Origin of the sequence: Corynebacterium guangdongense (genome assembly GCF_030408915.1) — a bacterium.
Classification (GTDB): Bacteria; Actinomycetota; Actinomycetes; order Mycobacteriales; family Mycobacteriaceae; genus Corynebacterium; species Corynebacterium guangdongense.
The window spans coordinates 1,099,857-1,116,071 of sequence record NZ_CP047654.1 but is presented as its reverse complement, the minus strand read 5'-3'; the positions used below and the strand labels follow the sequence as shown (position 1 = coordinate 1,116,071).

The window sequence follows — 16,215 nt, the reverse complement described above, 5'->3', positions numbered from 1 at the left end:
CCTGCCCCTCCCGCACTCAACCCTCACCGTCCGCGGTGAGGGTTGAGCGCTTTCCGACGCCTGCCGACGCCCGCCCCGCGCCTACCGGGCGGTCTTCAGCTGCGTCATGGAGTACTCGGTCTTGCCGGCCACCCAGTCGTAGCGGCTGGGGAAGCAAGTCAGGACCAGCACCTGGGTCTGCCTGCCCAGGCGGGTGAACAGGGTGTTCATCAGCTGCAGCCGCTGCGGGTCGGTGGCCCCGAGGGCGTCGTCGACGATCACGGGGGCGGCGACGGACCCCTGCTCCCCTGCCCCGTCGCCGCCCCTGCCGACCAGCCCGGCGATGGCGAAGCGGGTGAGGATCGCCAGCTGCTCCTTGGCGCCGCCGGACAGCGCCTCGAGCGGAACCGTCACGTCCCCAACCGTGCGCTGGGTGACCTCCAGGTCCTCCGAGAGCGTGAACTGGACCTGCGGACCAAAGACCGCCGAGGCGAGGGTGGTCAGCTCATCGGCGAAGGGCTGGGCGTAGCGGGCCCGGGCGGCGGCGCGGTGGCGCACCAGCACCTCCCGGAGTCGCCGGGCGGCGGCGGCGCGGGACTCCAGCTGCTCCACGTGGCGGCGCAGACGCCCCTCCCGGGCGCTGGCCTTCTGCACCCGTTCCGCGGCGCCGGCGGCCTGGTCGATGCGCCCGGACAGGGTCGCCAGGGTCAGCGTCGCGCTCTTCACCCGGGTCTGGATGGAGCTCACGCGGGAGGACGCGGCCTCCACGAGCGCCTCGTGGTGATCCGGATCGGCGGCGGCGACCGCCTGCTCGGCCTGGGCCAGCGCCTGTTCCCGGGCCTTGAGCTCCTCCTCCGCCGCGGTGACCGCGGCCGCCAGGGACTCCTGGGACTGGGCCTCCTCGAGCTGGTCGAGGGTGGCTTCGGCGGCCCCGATCTGGGTGGCGAGCTGGTCGAGACGCGTGGTGGTCTCCACGTGCTTCTTGGCTGCGGTCCCCTCCTGCCACGGCGCCATCGCCTGCTCCAGACGCGAGATCTCGGCCTCGAGACGCTCACCGTCCTCCTGCGCCTGCGCCACGGCCGCGGCGACGTCCCCGGCGTCGACGGGGTTCTCTGCGTCGGTCTCCCCGAGCTCGCGGTCCAGCCGGTCCGCCTCCGCCCGCAGCGCCTCCGCGTCGCGCCCGGCCAGCAGGGCCGTGCGTTCGCGCTGGGCGGAGGCCAGTTCCTCGGCGAGTTTCGTGGCCCGGTCGCGGGCGGCCCGGGCCTGATCGACCGACTCGCAGTCCAGCCCGGTCAGCAGTGAATCGAGGGCCTCGGCGGCCTGCTCGGCGCGCCGAACGGCGTCGGCGCCCCCGCCCTCACCGGCGCGGTAGGTGGCGGTGACCTCCCCGACGGTGATCTCGGTGCCCTCGGCCAGATCCACGGACCGGGGGGCCGCCCCCAGCGCGGTCTCCACGCCATCGACGGTGACGGTCGTGTCAGAGGCGGCGCTGAGTTCGAGTCTCGGCACCGCACGCTGGCGCAGCGCCTCGGCGACGGCCACCTCGTTGGCCGCCTCCTCGACGGCGCGGACGTCGGCGCCGGTGATCTGCCGCCCGGAGGTCCGGGCCCGCAGGTCCGCGATGCGCGTGTCCAGCTCCTCGAGTGTGCCCAGCAGGCTCCGCAGTTCCGCGTGGCGGGCCTGGTCGGTGGCCCGGCGCTGGGTGGCGCTGGCCCGGGTGAGGCGCTCGCGCGCCTCGGTGCGTGAGGAGCGGGCCGTCCCCAGTTCCTCGCGCAGCTGGCGCAGTCGCTCCTTTTCGACGTCGGCGGCCTCGCGGGCCGCCTCGACCTCAGCGTCCATGGCGGCGGCCTGGGCGTGCAGCTCCCCGAGCTCGGAACGGCGCCGCTCCCGATCGGCGACCGACTGGCGGGCGGCCTCCAGGTCCCGGGCGGCGCGGTCGCGCTCGGCGCGGGCGGCGGTGGCCTTCTCCTGGGTGGCGCGGGCTGTCGACAAGCCTTCTTCAGCGCTTTCGAGGGCGGCGAGCGCCCCGGGCAGCTCCGCGTCGCCGCGGTCGCGTTCGGCCTCGTTGACGGCGACCTGGTCGACGTAGTTCTGGAGGCGCTCGAGCTCGGCGGTGGCCTCGTCGAGCTCCTCGACGGACCTGTTCCAGTCCTGGACGGACTTCTTGACGCTGTTGTTCTGGTCGCCGCGGCGGGTGAAGTAGCGCAGGTACTCCTGATCGACGGCGCGCATGAGCCCGTCGTCGTCGGAAGCGTCCACGGGCCCGCCGTCGCCGTCGGCGTGGGCGCTGGCCAGGGCGGCGGACAGGGTGGGGATGCCGGCGGCCTGGATTGCCTCGCCGAGATCCTCCTGCCGCAGGAACAGGGTCCTGAGCAGGTCGGCGTCGAGGTGCTCGCGGAGGATCTCGGCCAGCCGCTCCTCGGCGTCGCCGCCGGTGTGGTTCTCGCGCGTGGGGGCGGTGACGGTCAGCTCCGCCTCCTTCTTCTTCAGCCAGCGCTTGGCGATGCGGAAGGTCACCGGCCCCACGGTCATCGTCGCGCTGACCTCGGGTGAGACGTCGCGGTCGACCGGCTTGAGGGACTTGATGGGCTTGGCCGCGGAGTTGTACTTGATGTTGAGCACCGCGTCGAGGGCGTCGAGGATGGTGGACTTGCCCTCCTCGTTGTTGCCGTGGATGACGATGACGCCGGTCTCGGGCAGCTCCTCGAGGTGCAGGTGGTCGATGGCGCGGACGTTGCTGACGGTCAGCGAGTGCAGGATCATCATGGTCAGTTGGCCTCCTTGCTCAGGCGAAACACGAGTGTGGCGGCGTCGCGGGAGACGACGTCGTCGACGTCGCCGAGCAGCTCGGCCAGGGCGGCGTCACCGACCCCGCCCAGGGAGAGGCTGGCGAGTTCCTCCTCGTCGGGCTCGAGGTAGAGCTGGTCGAGGCGTTCGCGGTTGTAGAGCGCGCTGAATACCGGGGCGCGTTCGGCGATCCCGACCTCCAGGGCCCGGGTGCTGGTCAGGTCGAGGGTGCCGGACAGGGCGTACTTGACGCAGGTGCGGGACTTGTTCGGGTACGCGTCGAGCCGGGCGAGGAAATCGTCCACGTCCTCGCGGGAGTAGAGCTCGGCGTGGAGGGCGTCGAAGGTCCACTCCCCGATCCGGTGCTCCTCGACGGTGACGGCCGCGTCGGCGGGCGTGGACTTGGTCACCCGCACGACCAGGGCGTTGCCGGAGTTGTGCTCGCCGCCGGTGTCGTCGCCGGTGCGCTCGTGGTAGTCGGTGGTTTCCGGGGCGCCGGAGAACCAGACACGGCCGGAGTCCCCGAGCGGGGCCGTGGAGTGGGAGTCACCGAGGGCGAGGTAGTCGATGGTGCCGTCGGCGATGCGCTGCTCCGCGTAGGCCAGGTCGATCAGGCCCGGCGCGTTCTCGTCGCCGAAGCTGCTGACCTGCCCGTGGGCCAGCCCGATGCGGATGGCCGGGGTCGGCGCCAGCGGCGCGAGGGCCTCGAAGACGAGGTCGCCGACGGGGAACTTGGAGCGCCAGGGCGCGCCGACGATCTCGACGCCGGGGGCGACCTCCACGGGGACGGTGGAGTCGACGACGTGGACGCCCTCGATGCCGTCGGTGCGGCGGAAGATGGAGTCGGCCACCAGCGGGTCGTGGTTGCCGGGCAGCAGGTAGACGGGGACGGGCAGGTCGCGGAACTTCTCCAGGATGCGCCCGGTAACCCGGTCGGAGAGGGAGTTGGCCTCGAAGACGTCGCCGGCGACGACGATGAACTCCGCCCCCTCGGAGCGGGCGAGCTCACCGAGCTTGTCGATGGCCCGGAGGCGGGAGTCGTGGAAGAGCTCCTGGTCGGCGCCGAGGAAATCGCGTTCCATGCCGAGCTGGAGATCCGAGGTGTGGATGAAGGTGGCGGTCGTGTGGTTCATGCGTCCAGTTCTAACAGCCGCCCCCGACACGGCGGCCCGGGGCGGGCGGCGGGCGTCGGCAAGCGGGGCTCATCTAGTGGTCGGTGAGGGTGTCGTAGAGGTCCTCGATGTCGGAGACCGCGCGCAGCTGATCGACGTTGGTGAAGCTGACCGAACGCATCGCCTTGTGCAGCAGGTCCAGGTCGGAGTCGTCGATGGCGGGGGCGGTCTTGGGTTCGGGCAGCGCGGGCAGGGGCCGGCCGGTGAAAAAGAGGCTCGAGCCCTCCTCGGTGGCTTCGGCGGCGACGGCGATGGAGTCGGTGAGGACCATCTTCTCCAGGTCGTCGAGGTTCATGCCCCGCAGCTGGAAGACGGCGCCCGGGTCGGCGTCCATCTTCTCGGCGAGCTTGAGCGAGGCGGCGACCGCGTGCTTGCAGGCGCGGACGTGGTCGGGGCAGTCGCAGGCGAAGCGCAGGTCGTCGGTGTCGCCGGCGATGAGCAGGTCGAGCAGCGCCCCGTCCACCAGGCCGCGGCGCGCCCGGGTCATGCCGTTGCTGGTGCGCGCCAGGGTCGTGGAGATGATGGTGAGCTCCTCCGGCGAGCGGTACGGCAGGACGATCTGCACGTGGAAGGGCTCGTTCTGCGACCCGGCCACCGAGGCCGAGGCGGAGCCGGAGCGGATCTGCAGCTCGACGACGTTGCCGGCCTCGGCGTACTGGCGTCCGCGCTTGATGCGGCCCTGGTCGGACTGGGCGGTGACGGCCTGCCAGACCCGGTTGGCGGTGGGCCCGAAGCTCAGCGCGTCGACGCGGGTGACCTCCTCGGCCCGGGTGACCCGGGTGCGGGCGCCGAAGTTGGCGTAGATGACGTTGTTCTCGTCGTCGGAGACGGCCACGGTCCTCACCTTTCCCTTCCGCGGTAGCTCATCAGCTGGCCGAGCTGGTCCGGATCCAGTTCGGTGATCCAGCCTTCGCCCTCGCCGATGACGGCGCCGGCGAGTTCGGTCTTGCCGTCGAGGATGTCCTGGATGGATTCCTCCAGGGTACCGGCGGTGATCATCTTGAACACCTGGACGTTGCGGTCCTGGCCGATACGGAAGGCGCGGTCGGTGGCCTGATTCTCCACCGCCGGGTTCCACCAGCGGTCCATGTGCACGACGATGGAGGCGGCCGTGAGGTTGAGGCCGGTGCCGCCCGCCTTGAGCGAGAGCAGCATGGCCCGGGGGCCGTCCGCGGCCTGGAAGTCGTCGACCATCCTGTCGCGCTGGGGCTTGGTGGTGCCGCCGTGAAGGAAGGGGATGTGCTCACCGAGCCGTTCCGAGAGGTAGGGCTGGAGGATGTCGCCGAAGGCGCGGTACTGCGTGAAGATGAGCATGCGCTGGTCGGAGTCGATGGCCATGTCGACCAGGCGCATGAGTTCCTCCACCTTGCCGGAGCGGTGCCGGCCGCGGGTGGTCACCGGGGAGCCGTCGCCGAGGTACTGGGCCGGGTGGTTGCAGATCTGCTTGATGCGGGTGATCGTCGCCAGCACCAGGCCGCGCCGGGCCATGCCCTCGCGCTCCTCCAGCTGGCGCTGCACCGATTCGGTCAGCGCCGTGTAGAGCGCGGCCTGCTCGGGGGTCATGTCGACGGTGAGGATCTGCTCGCTCTTGTCCGGCAGGTCGTCGATGATGGTCGGGTCGGTCTTGAGTCGGCGCAGGATGAAGGGGCTGGTGAGCATGCGCAGGCGCTCGGTCATCGAGTCGTCGTTGTCGCGCTCGATGGGCTTGGCGAAGTGGGTGCGGAAGAAGCTGGCGCTGCCGAGGATGCCGGGGTTGACGAAGTCGAGGATGGAGCGCATCTCCGAGAGCCGGTTCTCCACCGGGGTGCCGGTCAGGGCGACGCGGTGGCGGGCGGGCAGGGCGCGAACCGCCTTGGAGGAGCGGGTGGTCGAGTTCTTGATGGCCTGGGCCTCGTCGAGCACGACGCGGTCCCAGTTGATCTCGGACATCTCCTTGTGGTCGCGCCCGACCACGCCGTAGGAGGTGATGATGAGGTCGTTCTCCGCCGCGGCCGCGCGCAGATCCTCCCCGTGGAGGCGGTCGGAGCCGTGCTGGACGATGAAGCGCAGCGAGGGCACGAAGCGCGCGGCCTCCTTGGCCCAGTTACCCACCACCGAGGTCGGGGCCACCACGAGCGTGGGCCCGGCGGCCTCCCCGCGCTCGATCTCGATGGCGAGCATGGTCAACAGCTGCAGGGTCTTGCCCAGGCCCATGTCGTCGGCCAGGACGGCGCCGAGGTTGTTGCGCGACATCCAGTGGAGCCAGTCGACGCCGCGGCGCTGGTACTCGCGCAGTTCGGCGTGCACCGTCGGGGGGATGGGCAGGCGCTCGGGGGCGATGCTGAGGTCGCCGCCGAGGATGGCGGCGTGCCAGGTGGAGCCGGTGAACTCGATGGGTTCGTCGGCGGCGGCCTCCAGCGCCAGCTCACGCAGGTCGGCCAGGGTGACCTCGCCGAAGCCGGCGTACTGGTTGTTGTATCTGTCGCGGAGCGTCTCCAGCTCCTCGAACTTCAGCGCCCAGCCCGGCTCATCGTTGGCGCGGGCCAGTTCCGCCTCCATCGCCAGCCTGTCCAGTCTGGCGCGTTGACGCTTGCGGGAGGTTTCGGCCAGCTCCTCCATGTAGGCGTTGATCTTGGCCAGGGAGGACTTGTCGGCCAGGACCCATTCGCCGCGCAGGCGGATGAGGCCGGATTTCGACTGCACGAGCTCGCGCATTTCCTCGTCGGTGAGCTCGGTGTCGCCGACGGACATGCGCCAGTTGTAGTCGACGAGCTGGTCCATGCCGATGTGCTTCCGGGTGGCGGCGTCGCCGATGGCGTCGGCGCCGGAGGTCTCCAGGCGGGCGCTGGTCTCCGCGGTGGACCAGGCCTTGGGCAGCATGACGGTGAAGCCCACGCGGCGCAGCTTGGCCGCCTCACCGCCGACGAAGCGGACGATCTCGTCGGTGCTCAGGTAGGTGTCCCAGTCCCCCTCGGCGTCCGGGTCGACGCTGCGGTAGCCGCTGCCCTGCTTCGGGTGGAGGGTGTGGTCGACCAGGTCGGTGGTCGCCACGGCCTGGCGCAGTGAACCACGCAACAGTTCCATGGACCCGGAGTCGAGGACGTCGGCACGCACCGGTTTGGGGGCGTCGTTGCCGGATCGGACCTGGACGCGCACGGGCCAGACCACGTCGGCGGGGTCGGCGCCGGCGTCGTCCTCCGCATCCGGGTCCCAGCCCGCGCGGGTGATCTCCGCGTCCGAGGGCGGGGCCTCGACGATGAACACCAGCTGCAGGTCGATCGCGGTGATGGAGTTGCGCCAGTCGGTCAGCGCGCGGACCAGGCCGACCCCGCCCCGGCGCACCGGCTGGGAGCGCAGCAGCGAGTCCGGGAAGTCGTGCCACGGGATGGCGCGGTGCGCGTCCTGCAGGTGGGCGAGCTCGGCGGAGGCGATCCAGTGCACGAGGGTGCCGGCCATCTCCTCGGCCAGGTCGGGCTCGTTGATGCTGAGCATCCCGGGGGCGGCGGCGACCATCTCGGCCAGCCAGCCGCGCTCGCCGAGCCCGGAGGCCAGTTGCCACTGCGGGTACCACTCGTTGTCGGCGTAGGTCATGCCGATGGTCACGCGCCCGGCGCGGACGAAGCGACGCAGCCCGCGGTACATGTGGATCAGCCAGTGGAGGTCCGGCGCAATCGACGCCCTTTCCTCGCTCGTCGACGCCGGCGCCACCCTCGTCCCCGGATCGTTGGCCGCGCCGAAGGGCTCGAGCTCGGTCAACAGGTCGATGGTGCGCTGCGGCGAGAGCGAGGCGGTCGGCACCGGCAGGCGCACGCGGCGGCCCTTCGGCGTCTGCAGGGTGAGGTTCTCGCGGTGGCGGAACATCGAGTCGTCCACCCGCGCCGCAATCACGGGCGGGAAGCTGCCCTCCGTCACTGCCGAGGGAAGCACGATCTTGTGGCCTTTCACCTGCTCAACCCACAGATGAAGGCCCGATCCGCGCAGCCAGAGGCCGTGGAGGAGGAAATCAGGCATACAGACAGTTCTACCACCCGCGCCCGCCAGGGTCGCCCGCCAGGTCGAGCGGGGTTGATTGGCCCCGCCCCGGGACCAGAGTGTCCGCCCCGGGGCGGGGATCCGACTTTGGGAGGAGGCTGGGCGGGCATTGGTCGGAGATTCCCGAGACATTAGTTGGGAAGGGCACCCGAGCACGGGGGATGTGACCTGCACCCCAGCCTGGTCTCTGTACCCTGAGAAAAACGTGATCGCTCGGCGGCCTGTCAGCACCTGTCGCCACGGCGTCCGGCACCGGGCGGAATCCCCGTCACCGACAATCTGGAGGACGACACTGTGCAACTGACCGAATCAACCTGGTTCGTCATCGCCATCATCATCTATCTCTTCGCGATGCTGGCGATCGGCTTCTGGGCCTACCGCAAAAACGACGACTACTCGGACTACATGCTGGGCGGACGCGATCTGCCGCCCTTCGTCGCGGCCATGTCCGCGGGTGCCTCGGACATGTCCGGCTGGCTGCTGATGGGACTCCCCGGCGCCCTGTTCGTCTCCGGCTTCAGCGAACTGTGGATCGCCGTCGGCCTGTCCATCGGCGCCTGGGCCAACTGGAAGTGGGTCGCGCCCCGCCTGCGCGCCTACACCGAGATTGCGCGCAACTCCATCACGATGCCGAGCTTCTTCGAGAACCGGCTCCGTGACCGCTCGCGCCTGCTCCGCATCATCTCATCCATCATCATCATCTTCTTCTTCACCTTCTACATCTCCTCCGGCATGGTCTCGGGCGGCCGCTACTTCGAGTCGACCTTCGACGGCGACTACCTGACGGGTCTGCTCATCGTCGCCGGCATCACCGTGGCCTACACCTTCATCGGCGGCTTCCTGGCCGTCTCCTACACCGACACGGTGCAGGCCATGATGATGCTCGCGGCCCTGATCATCGTGCCCGTGATGGCCCTGGTCGCGCTCGACAACCCGACGGACATCTTCGGCTGGCAGACCGAGAACGCCTACGGCCCGTGGCCGGAGGGCAATCCGGAGTACTTCAACATGTTCACCGGCGTCTCGGCCGCGGTCATCATCGGCAACCTCGCCTGGGGCCTGGGCTACCTGGGCCAGCCGCACATCCTCGTCCGCTTCATGGCGCTGCGCAGTCCCCGGCAGGCCGTGCAGGGCCGGCGCTGGAACATTTCCTGGATGGTCCTGACGCTGCTCGGGGGTCTCATCGTCGCGATGGTCTCGACCGTGTACTTCGGCCAGAAGCAGTCCTCGGTCACCGACCAGACCAACTACGAGACGGTCTTCCTCGACCTCACCCGCATCCTCTTCCACCCGCTGATCGCGGGCCTGGTGCTCACCGCGGTGCTGGCGGCGATCATGTCGACCATGTCCTCCCAGCTGCTGGTCGTCTCCTCCTCCCTGATCGAGGACCTGACCAAGATCATCTTCCGGCGCGAGATTCCGGACAAGGTCCTGGTCAACCTCTCCCGCACCGCCGTGGTGGCCGTCGCGATCATCGCGGCCATGCTGGCGATCGTCCCCAAGGACTCCATCCTCGGCCTGGTCGGTTTCGCCTGGGCGGGCTTCGGTTCGGCCTTCGGTCCGCTGGTGGTGGCCATGCTCTACTGGCGGCGCCTGACCTCCGCCGGGGCGATCGCGGGCATGATCACCGGCGCCGTCGTCTCCGTCGGCTGGAGCGTGCTGGGCCTGTCCTCGCTCATGTACGAGCTGGTGCCGGGCTTCCTGGCCGGGGCCGTCGCCCTGGCCGTGGTCTCCCTGCTGACCCGCGAGCCCAGCGAGGAGATCACCGCGGAGTTCGACGCCGCGGTCTACCTGGCCGAGACCGGCGAATTCTCCGGCGCGGCCGCCGAGGAGGCCCGCGAGGCCGCCGGCCTGGAGACCGTCTCCGAGCCCGGCCCCGCCGAGGGCGGGTCCAGCCGGGCCTGACCGGGGCAGAAAAATCACAGACCCACATCCGCGGCACCGCGGATGTGGGTCTCCTCATTTTCCGGTCGGCCCTCAGGCCTCCAGCACGCCGAGCACCGCCGCGTCGACGCCGAGCGTGCGGGCGCTGAGCACGCCGACGATGAGCGTGAACGCGCCGAGCAGCATCTTGTCCATCGCGCCGGAGGCCCTGATCCGCAGCGGCTCCGGCATCCGGAGGTTCCACCAGCGCTGGCCGCGCCACGGCAGCAGCGGGGCGAAGAAGGGGATCCCGCGCTTGGTGATGAGGTCGCCGGCCAGGTGGGTGAGCACACCGGCGGTGACGGCCGAGGCCATGACCGGCCCCGTGCCCGAAGCGGGCACCCACTCCCAGGCCAGGATCGCCAGCAGCATCGACGCCGCCGACACGACGAGCCAGCCACGCTTGTCCACCCAGTCCGGCAGCAGGCCCCGAATGGCCAGGCCCAGGAAGAAGAACAGCAGGCCGATCGCGGCCGCCTTGCCGAAGGCCACGAGCAGCGCGGAGCTGGCCAACCCCATCGCCAGCGCGAACCACAGCGTGTGCGTGGCGGTGCGGTGCCCGTTGGCGCAGTACTTGTCACGTCGGCCGCGGGTGACGTTGACGAAGAACTGCGAGGCGTTCTCCACGGCGTGGGACAGTCCCCAGGACAGCGGCCCGAAGGATCGCGATACCGTCGCCTGCGGCGAGTCCAGGTCCGGCAGCAGCGCTGCGCCGGCGGCGATGCCCGCGTAGACGAATACCTCCGAGGGGCTCGACACCCCTCCCCATTCCGCGGGAATGATCTGGGCGACGGCCAGCCCGACGGCGGCACCGCTCATCGCGTGGGTCGGTCCCATGACCATGGCAATCTCCCTCCGGCGTAATTACATGCCTGTCAAAACATCGACACTAATGCGAACACAGTATCGACAGTTAATCATGGCCCCTCGGGCACCTCCGCCGCCGCCGGACAGTCCAAGTGGGTGTGCGCCTTCCTCTGTTTCGCCTCTACCTCGCCGTGCTCACCGCCCTGACCCTGGCCGCGGGGCTGGACTGGGCCAGGCCGCTGCTGCACCCACTGCACGAGCCCGGACTGCCTCCCGTGGCCAGCTCACTCGCCCACACCCCCGCCGCCGCCCAGCGCGTGCGAGTCCTGGGCTACGAACGCGAACGCTTCGGCGGCTGGTCCCCGCGCGAGGGGTGCACGACCCGCGAGCACGTCATCGCGGCCCAGCTGGAGCAGCCGGCGCCCGCCTGCGACCTCCCCCGCCACGCCGTCGGCACCGACCCCTACACGGGCGGCACCTTCACGGTGGGCGGCACGGAAGTCGACCACATCTTCCCGCTCTCGGCGGCCTGGGACGCCGGGGCGCACGCCTGGAGCGACGCCCGGCGCCATTCCTTCGCCAACGATCCAGCCAACCTGGTCGCCGTCGACGGCGGCGTCAACCAGGAAAAGTCGGACCTCATGCCCTCGCAGTGGTCGCCGAGCGACCGTTCGGCGCGGTGCTGGTACGCGCGGCGGCTGGCCGGTGTGGCGGCGAGTTATCAGCTCTCCCTCAGCGAAGAGGACCGCCGGGCGCTGCGGCGGATGTGCTTGTGGCGCTGAACAAGCCTTTTAATCCGGAAAACCGAGAAGGGGACCCAGCATTCATAGGTGGGGTTCGTTAGGATGACCACCGACAACCAAGAAAGGTCAGAGATTCACCCATGGAAAATATTCTCCTCATCCTCCACATCGCCTCCGCCGTCCTCTTCATCGGTCCGGTCATGGTGTCCACCTCCGCCTTCGGCAAGCAGGCCCTGGCAGCCAGCACGGGCGACGCCCGCGCCGAGGGCGTCGCCGCCAACCTGTACGGCATCACCCGGGTCTACGGCTGGCTCTCCGCGCTGGTCCCGGTCTTCGGCATCATCCTGCTGATTGTCGAGTGGGACAGCCTCAGCGGCAGCTACAACTTCCACACCGCCCTGACCCTGGGCGTCATCGCCTGGATCGTCCTGCTGGGTCTGATCATCCCGAAGCAGAAGAAGACCGTCGCCGCCCTGGCCGCCGACGACGGCACCTACGACTTCGCCAAGGCCAAGAGCCAGTCCGCGATGTTCGGCGGCATCTTCAACCTGCTGTGGATCATCACCTTCATCCTGATGTTCTTCTAGCACCTGCCGCCTGCGCCTGATGACGCCCGCCACCTGCAGGTGGCGGGCGTCGTCGCGTCGGCAGGCGGAAACCAGGCAGGGGCGGAAAAGGCGAGAAGCCCTGACCGGAAGGTCAGGGCTTCAGCGTGGGCAACTAGTCGCGCCAGCCGCCACGGCCGCCGCGTCCACCGCGGTCGTCACGGTCGCGCCCACCACGGTAGCCACCGCGGTCGTCACGGTCACGGCCGCCGCGGAATCCGCCGCGATCATCCCGGTCACGGCCGCCGCGTCCACCGCGGTCGTCACGGTCACGGTTGCCGCGGTAGCCGCCGCGTCCACCACGGTCGTCACGGTCGCGCCCACCACGGTAGCCACCGCGGTCGTCACGGTCACGGCCGCCGCGGAATCCGCCGCGCTCGCCGTGGCCCTGACCGCCGGTGTCCTTCTCAATGTTGATGAGCTGGCCGGAGATCCGGGTGTCGGAGAGACGGTCCAGGACGTCCTTGCCGAGGTTCTTCGGCAGGTCGACCAGGGTGTGGTCGACGGCGATGGTGATGCGGCCGAAGTCCTTGGAGTTCAGGCCGCCCTCGTTGGCCAGCGCGCCGACGATGGCGCCCGGGCGAACGTGCTGACGCTTACCGACGGCGAGACGGTAGGTCTCCATGTTCTCGTCGCTCTGGTGACGCTCGCGGGCGCCGCCACGGTCGCGGTCACGACGGTCGTCACGACCGCCACGGTCGCGATCCCGACGCTCGTCGCGGTCCCAGTTCTCACGGTCCCGACGGTCGCGCTTGTCCTTCGGCGGCTCCTTCATGAAGAAGTCGTCGGAACCCTGCAGCTGGGCTGCGAGAGCGGCGGCGATGTCCTCCATCGGGGTGTCTTTGGACTCCGAGTAGGAACGGACCATGCCACGGAAGGTCTCCAGGTGCTTAGACTCGAGCGCCTCGGTGATGGAGTCCTGGAACTTCTCCTTGCGGGACTCGTTGACCTCGTCGACGGTCGGCAGCTCCATCTCCTCGAGACGTGCGTTGGTGGCACGCTCGATGGAACGCAGCATGCGGCGCTCGCGCGGGGTGACGAAGAGGATCGCCTCACCAGAGCGGCCGGCACGACCGGTGCGGCCGATGCGGTGCACGTAGGCCTCGGTGTCGTTCGGGATGTCGTAGTTGAACACATGCGAGATGCGGTCAACGTCGAGACCACGGGCGGCGACGTCGGTGGCCACCAGGATGTCCAGGCGGCCGTCCTTGAGCTGGTCGATGGTGCGCTCACGCTGGTTCTGCGCGATGTCGCCGTTGATGGCGGCGGCGTTGAACCCGCGGGCGCGCAGCTTCTCGGCGACTTCCTCGGTCTCGTGGCGGGTGCGCACGAAGACGATCATCGCGTCGAACTCGGTGACCTCGAGGATGCGGGTGAAGGCGTCCAGCTTGTTGCGGTGCGCGGTGTAGAGGTAGCGCTGGGTGATGTTGGTGTTGGTGCGCTGCTGCGCCTTCACCGTCACCTCAACCGGGTCGTTGAGGTACTGCTTGGAGATGCGGCGGATGCCGTTGGGCATGGTCGCGGAGAACAGGGCGACCTGCTTGTCGTCCGGGGTGTCGCGCAGGACGCGCTCGACGTCCTCCTGGAAGCCCATGTTCAGCATCTCATCGGCCTCGTCGAGGACCATGAAACGCAGGTTGGAGATGTCGAGGGTGCCCTTCTCCAGGTGGTCGATGACACGACCCGGGGTACCGACGACGATCTGGGCGCCGCGACGGAGACCCGACAGCTGGATGCCGTAGGCCTGGCCACCGTAGATCGGCAGGACGGAGATCTTCTCGCCGAGGTGGTCGGCGAAGGACTGGAAGGAATCGGCGACCTGGAGCGCGAGCTCGCGGGTGGGGGCCAGCACGAGCGCCTGTGGGCTGCGCTGGGAGGCGTCGATGCGCGCGAGGATCGGCAGCGCGAACGCGGCCGTCTTGCCGGTGCCGGTCTGGGCGAGGCCCACGACGTCGCGACCCTGCATGAGGACCGGGATGGTCTCAGCCTGGATGGCGGACGGGGTCTCGAATCCGACCTTCTTGACGGCTGCGACGACGTTGTCGGGCAGGCCGAGGTTGTCGAAGGAGGGACCTTCGGGCTCGGTCTTCTCGGGCTTCGTGGCCTGATCGGAGGTGGTGTCGTTGGCGGCGGCCTCCTGCTCCGGGGTGGGAGCGACGGTCGCGTCAGCGTTGCTGATGGCGTCCGTGTTTTCCACTTCCGAGGTCTCGGCGGCGATATCGCCCTGGTTGTCTGCGTTGTCCGAATCCTTGGATTCGGAGCCGGCTGCCTCAGAAGAGTCCGCATCCCCGGTGACCTGGCCTGCCGCGGTGGAGCCCTCATCGGTCGACATGACGTCGTCGATGGTGATGGGTCCGTCCGTGGCAGATGCAGCCTGAGCTGCGTCACCCTGCGGGTTGTTCTGAGATTCCGACGTGATGTTGTTATCCGGCTCGTTTACGCCGCCGGTGGCGTTTTCATCGGTAATGCTCATTGCTTGATCCACCGTACGCTATGGGGCTGAGATTATCTATTCCCCCGCCCCAAATCCGGGAAAATGGTCGCTCGGTCCGCCCGAGCGGAGACCTTCGCCACACGTGCCGCACCTGGGATACATAAGGTGCGGACCATTTCGGTTATGCAGTGCCATAGGTAGTACGGTGAACCCGTCAAAATCGGCAGGCCTCCGACACCCGGGCCTCCTGCCCCATCTGCACAGTGCAAAGGACTCCCACACCGATGGCTGAAACGCCAGGTTCGCCCACCACCCCGGGCTCGATGACCTACCCCCGCGATGAGATCACCGAGACGAGCGTCACCTCGCGTCGCAAGGGGCTCAAGGCCCGCCACATCCACTTCATCGCCCTGGGCTCGGCCATCGGCACCGGCCTGTTCTACGGTTCCGCCGGCGCGATCCAGGCCGCGGGACCGAGCGTGCTGCTGGTCTACCTGCTCGGCGGCGCGGTCGTCTACTTCATGCTCCGCGCCCTCGGCGAGATGAGCGTGCACCACCCGGTGCCTGGCTCCTTCGCGGTCTACACCCGCAAGTACCTGGGCGGCTGGGCCGGCTACATCACCGGCTGGATGTTCGCCTTCGAGATGCTCATCGTGTGCCTGGCGGATCTCACCGCCATCGCCATCTACATGGGGTTCTGGTTCCCCGACACCCCGCAGTGGATCTGGGTCGCGGTGACGCTGCTCATCGTCGGCGCGGTCAACCTGGCCAGCGTGCGCTGGTTCGGCGAGATGGAGTTCGTCTTCACCATCGTCAAGGTCGGCGCGGTCATCGCCATGATTCTCGGCGGCGCGGCCATCCTCGCCTTCGGCCTCTCCCCCGAGGGTTCCCAGGTCGGCGTCGCCAACCTCTGGGCGCATGAGGGCTTCTTCCCCAACGGCATCCAGGGCATGCTCGCCGCGTTCATCCTCGTGCTCTTCGCCTTCGGCGGCACGGAGATCATCGGCGTCGCCGGCTCGGAGGCGGAGGACCCGCAGCGCGCGGTGCCCAAGGCCGTCAACACCGTCCCGGTGCGCATCCTGCTCTTCTACGTCCTGGCCATCCTCATCATCCTGGTGCTCAACCCGTGGACGATGGTCACCGGCGAGGTCTCCCCCTTCGTCCAGATCTTCGAGACCCTCGGCATCTCCTGGGCCGCCGCCCTGCTCAACCTCGTGGTCATCACCGCCGCCCTCTCGGCCATCAACGCCGACCTCTTCGGCGCCGGGCGCGTGCTCACCGGCCTGGCCAAGGAGAACCTCGCCCCGAAGATCATGGGCAAGGTGTCCAAGTCCGGCGTCCCGGTCATGACGACGATCATCATGCTCATCGTCCTCATCGTCGGCGTCGTGCTCAACGCCGTCCTGCCGGAGGGCATCTTCACGGTCATCGCCGCCCTGGCCACCTTCGCCACCGTCTACGTCTGGCTGATGATTCTGCTCGCGCAGGTCGCCTCGCGGCGCATCATGCCCGCCGCCGAGGCCGCCTCCCTGAAGTTCCCGGTGCCCTTCTTCCCCTACGGCCAGTACTTCGCCATCGTCGCCATCCTCGCCGTCTTCGGCATCATGGTCTGGCTGCCGCAGTACTGGACCGCCCTGGCCGTGGGCGTCGCGTTCCTGGCGATCATGACGGTCCTCTACTACGCCACCGGCCGCCCGCAGGCGATCGCGCCGGAGGAGCACGCCGCCACCCGCGCCTAGCCTGCCCCGCTTGTC

General features: G+C 69.3%; 10 protein-coding genes. 4 read left to right on the top strand and 6 right to left on the bottom strand.

Annotated elements, in window-relative coordinates; genetic code table 11:
- Window positions 1-81: 81 nt before the first annotated feature.
- The 4 genes from CGUA_RS05325 to CGUA_RS05310 form a co-directional block, all read right to left on the bottom strand.
- On the bottom strand, window positions 82-2,745 hold the full coding sequence (locus CGUA_RS05325) for an AAA family ATPase (RefSeq protein ID WP_290198046.1): 2,664 nt from the start codon (window positions 2,743-2,745) through the stop codon (window positions 82-84).
- A 2-nt stretch (window positions 2,746-2,747) separates the two neighbouring features.
- Window positions 2,748-3,899 carry a metallophosphoesterase family protein gene (locus CGUA_RS05320; protein ID WP_290198045.1) on the bottom strand — a complete coding sequence of 384 codons (1,152 nt, stop codon included), beginning with the start codon at window positions 3,897-3,899 and terminating at the stop codon, window positions 2,748-2,750.
- Between the two features lie 73 nt (window positions 3,900-3,972).
- Complete coding sequence (locus CGUA_RS05315; protein WP_290198044.1) at window positions 3,973-4,773, bottom strand: hypothetical protein; 801 nt, start codon at window positions 4,771-4,773, stop codon at window positions 3,973-3,975.
- A gap of 5 nt (window positions 4,774-4,778) precedes the next feature.
- A complete protein-coding gene (locus CGUA_RS05310; protein ID WP_290198043.1) occupies window positions 4,779-7,928 on the bottom strand; it encodes a DEAD/DEAH box helicase in 3,150 nt (1,049 codons plus the stop codon).
- 321 nt (window positions 7,929-8,249) lie between these two features.
- Between CGUA_RS05310 and putP the strand changes: the two genes are divergently transcribed.
- Window positions 8,250-9,854, top strand: coding sequence for a sodium/proline symporter PutP (putP, locus tag CGUA_RS05305; protein ID WP_290198320.1), 1,605 nt, complete (start codon window positions 8,250-8,252; stop codon window positions 9,852-9,854).
- Window positions 9,855-9,926: 72 nt separating this feature from the next.
- Here the strand turns inward: putP and CGUA_RS05300 are convergent, their stop codons facing one another.
- Complete coding sequence (locus tag CGUA_RS05300) at window positions 9,927-10,715, bottom strand: metal-dependent hydrolase (RefSeq protein WP_290198042.1); 789 nt, start codon at window positions 10,713-10,715, stop codon at window positions 9,927-9,929.
- A gap of 122 nt (window positions 10,716-10,837) precedes the next feature.
- Between CGUA_RS05300 and CGUA_RS05295 the strand changes: the two genes are divergently transcribed.
- Together CGUA_RS05295 and CGUA_RS05290 are read left to right on the top strand one after the other, a co-directional pair.
- Complete coding sequence (locus tag CGUA_RS05295; protein WP_290198041.1) at window positions 10,838-11,461, top strand: HNH endonuclease family protein; 624 nt, start codon at window positions 10,838-10,840, stop codon at window positions 11,459-11,461.
- A 101-nt stretch (window positions 11,462-11,562) separates the two neighbouring features.
- Window positions 11,563-12,009: a DUF2269 domain-containing protein gene (locus CGUA_RS05290; protein WP_290198040.1), complete on the top strand. Its 447-nt coding sequence runs from the start codon at window positions 11,563-11,565 to the stop codon at window positions 12,007-12,009.
- Between the two features lie 133 nt (window positions 12,010-12,142).
- On the opposite strand, the gene CGUA_RS05285 is transcribed toward CGUA_RS05290, so the two are convergent.
- A complete protein-coding gene (locus CGUA_RS05285; RefSeq protein WP_290198039.1) occupies window positions 12,143-14,500 on the bottom strand; it encodes a DEAD/DEAH box helicase in 2,358 nt (785 codons plus the stop codon).
- A gap of 284 nt (window positions 14,501-14,784) precedes the next feature.
- Between CGUA_RS05285 and CGUA_RS05280 the strand changes: the two genes are divergently transcribed.
- Window positions 14,785-16,200: an amino acid permease gene (locus tag CGUA_RS05280; protein WP_290198319.1), complete on the top strand. Its 1,416-nt coding sequence runs from the start codon at window positions 14,785-14,787 to the stop codon at window positions 16,198-16,200.
- The last annotated feature ends 15 nt before the right edge of the window (window positions 16,201-16,215 follow it).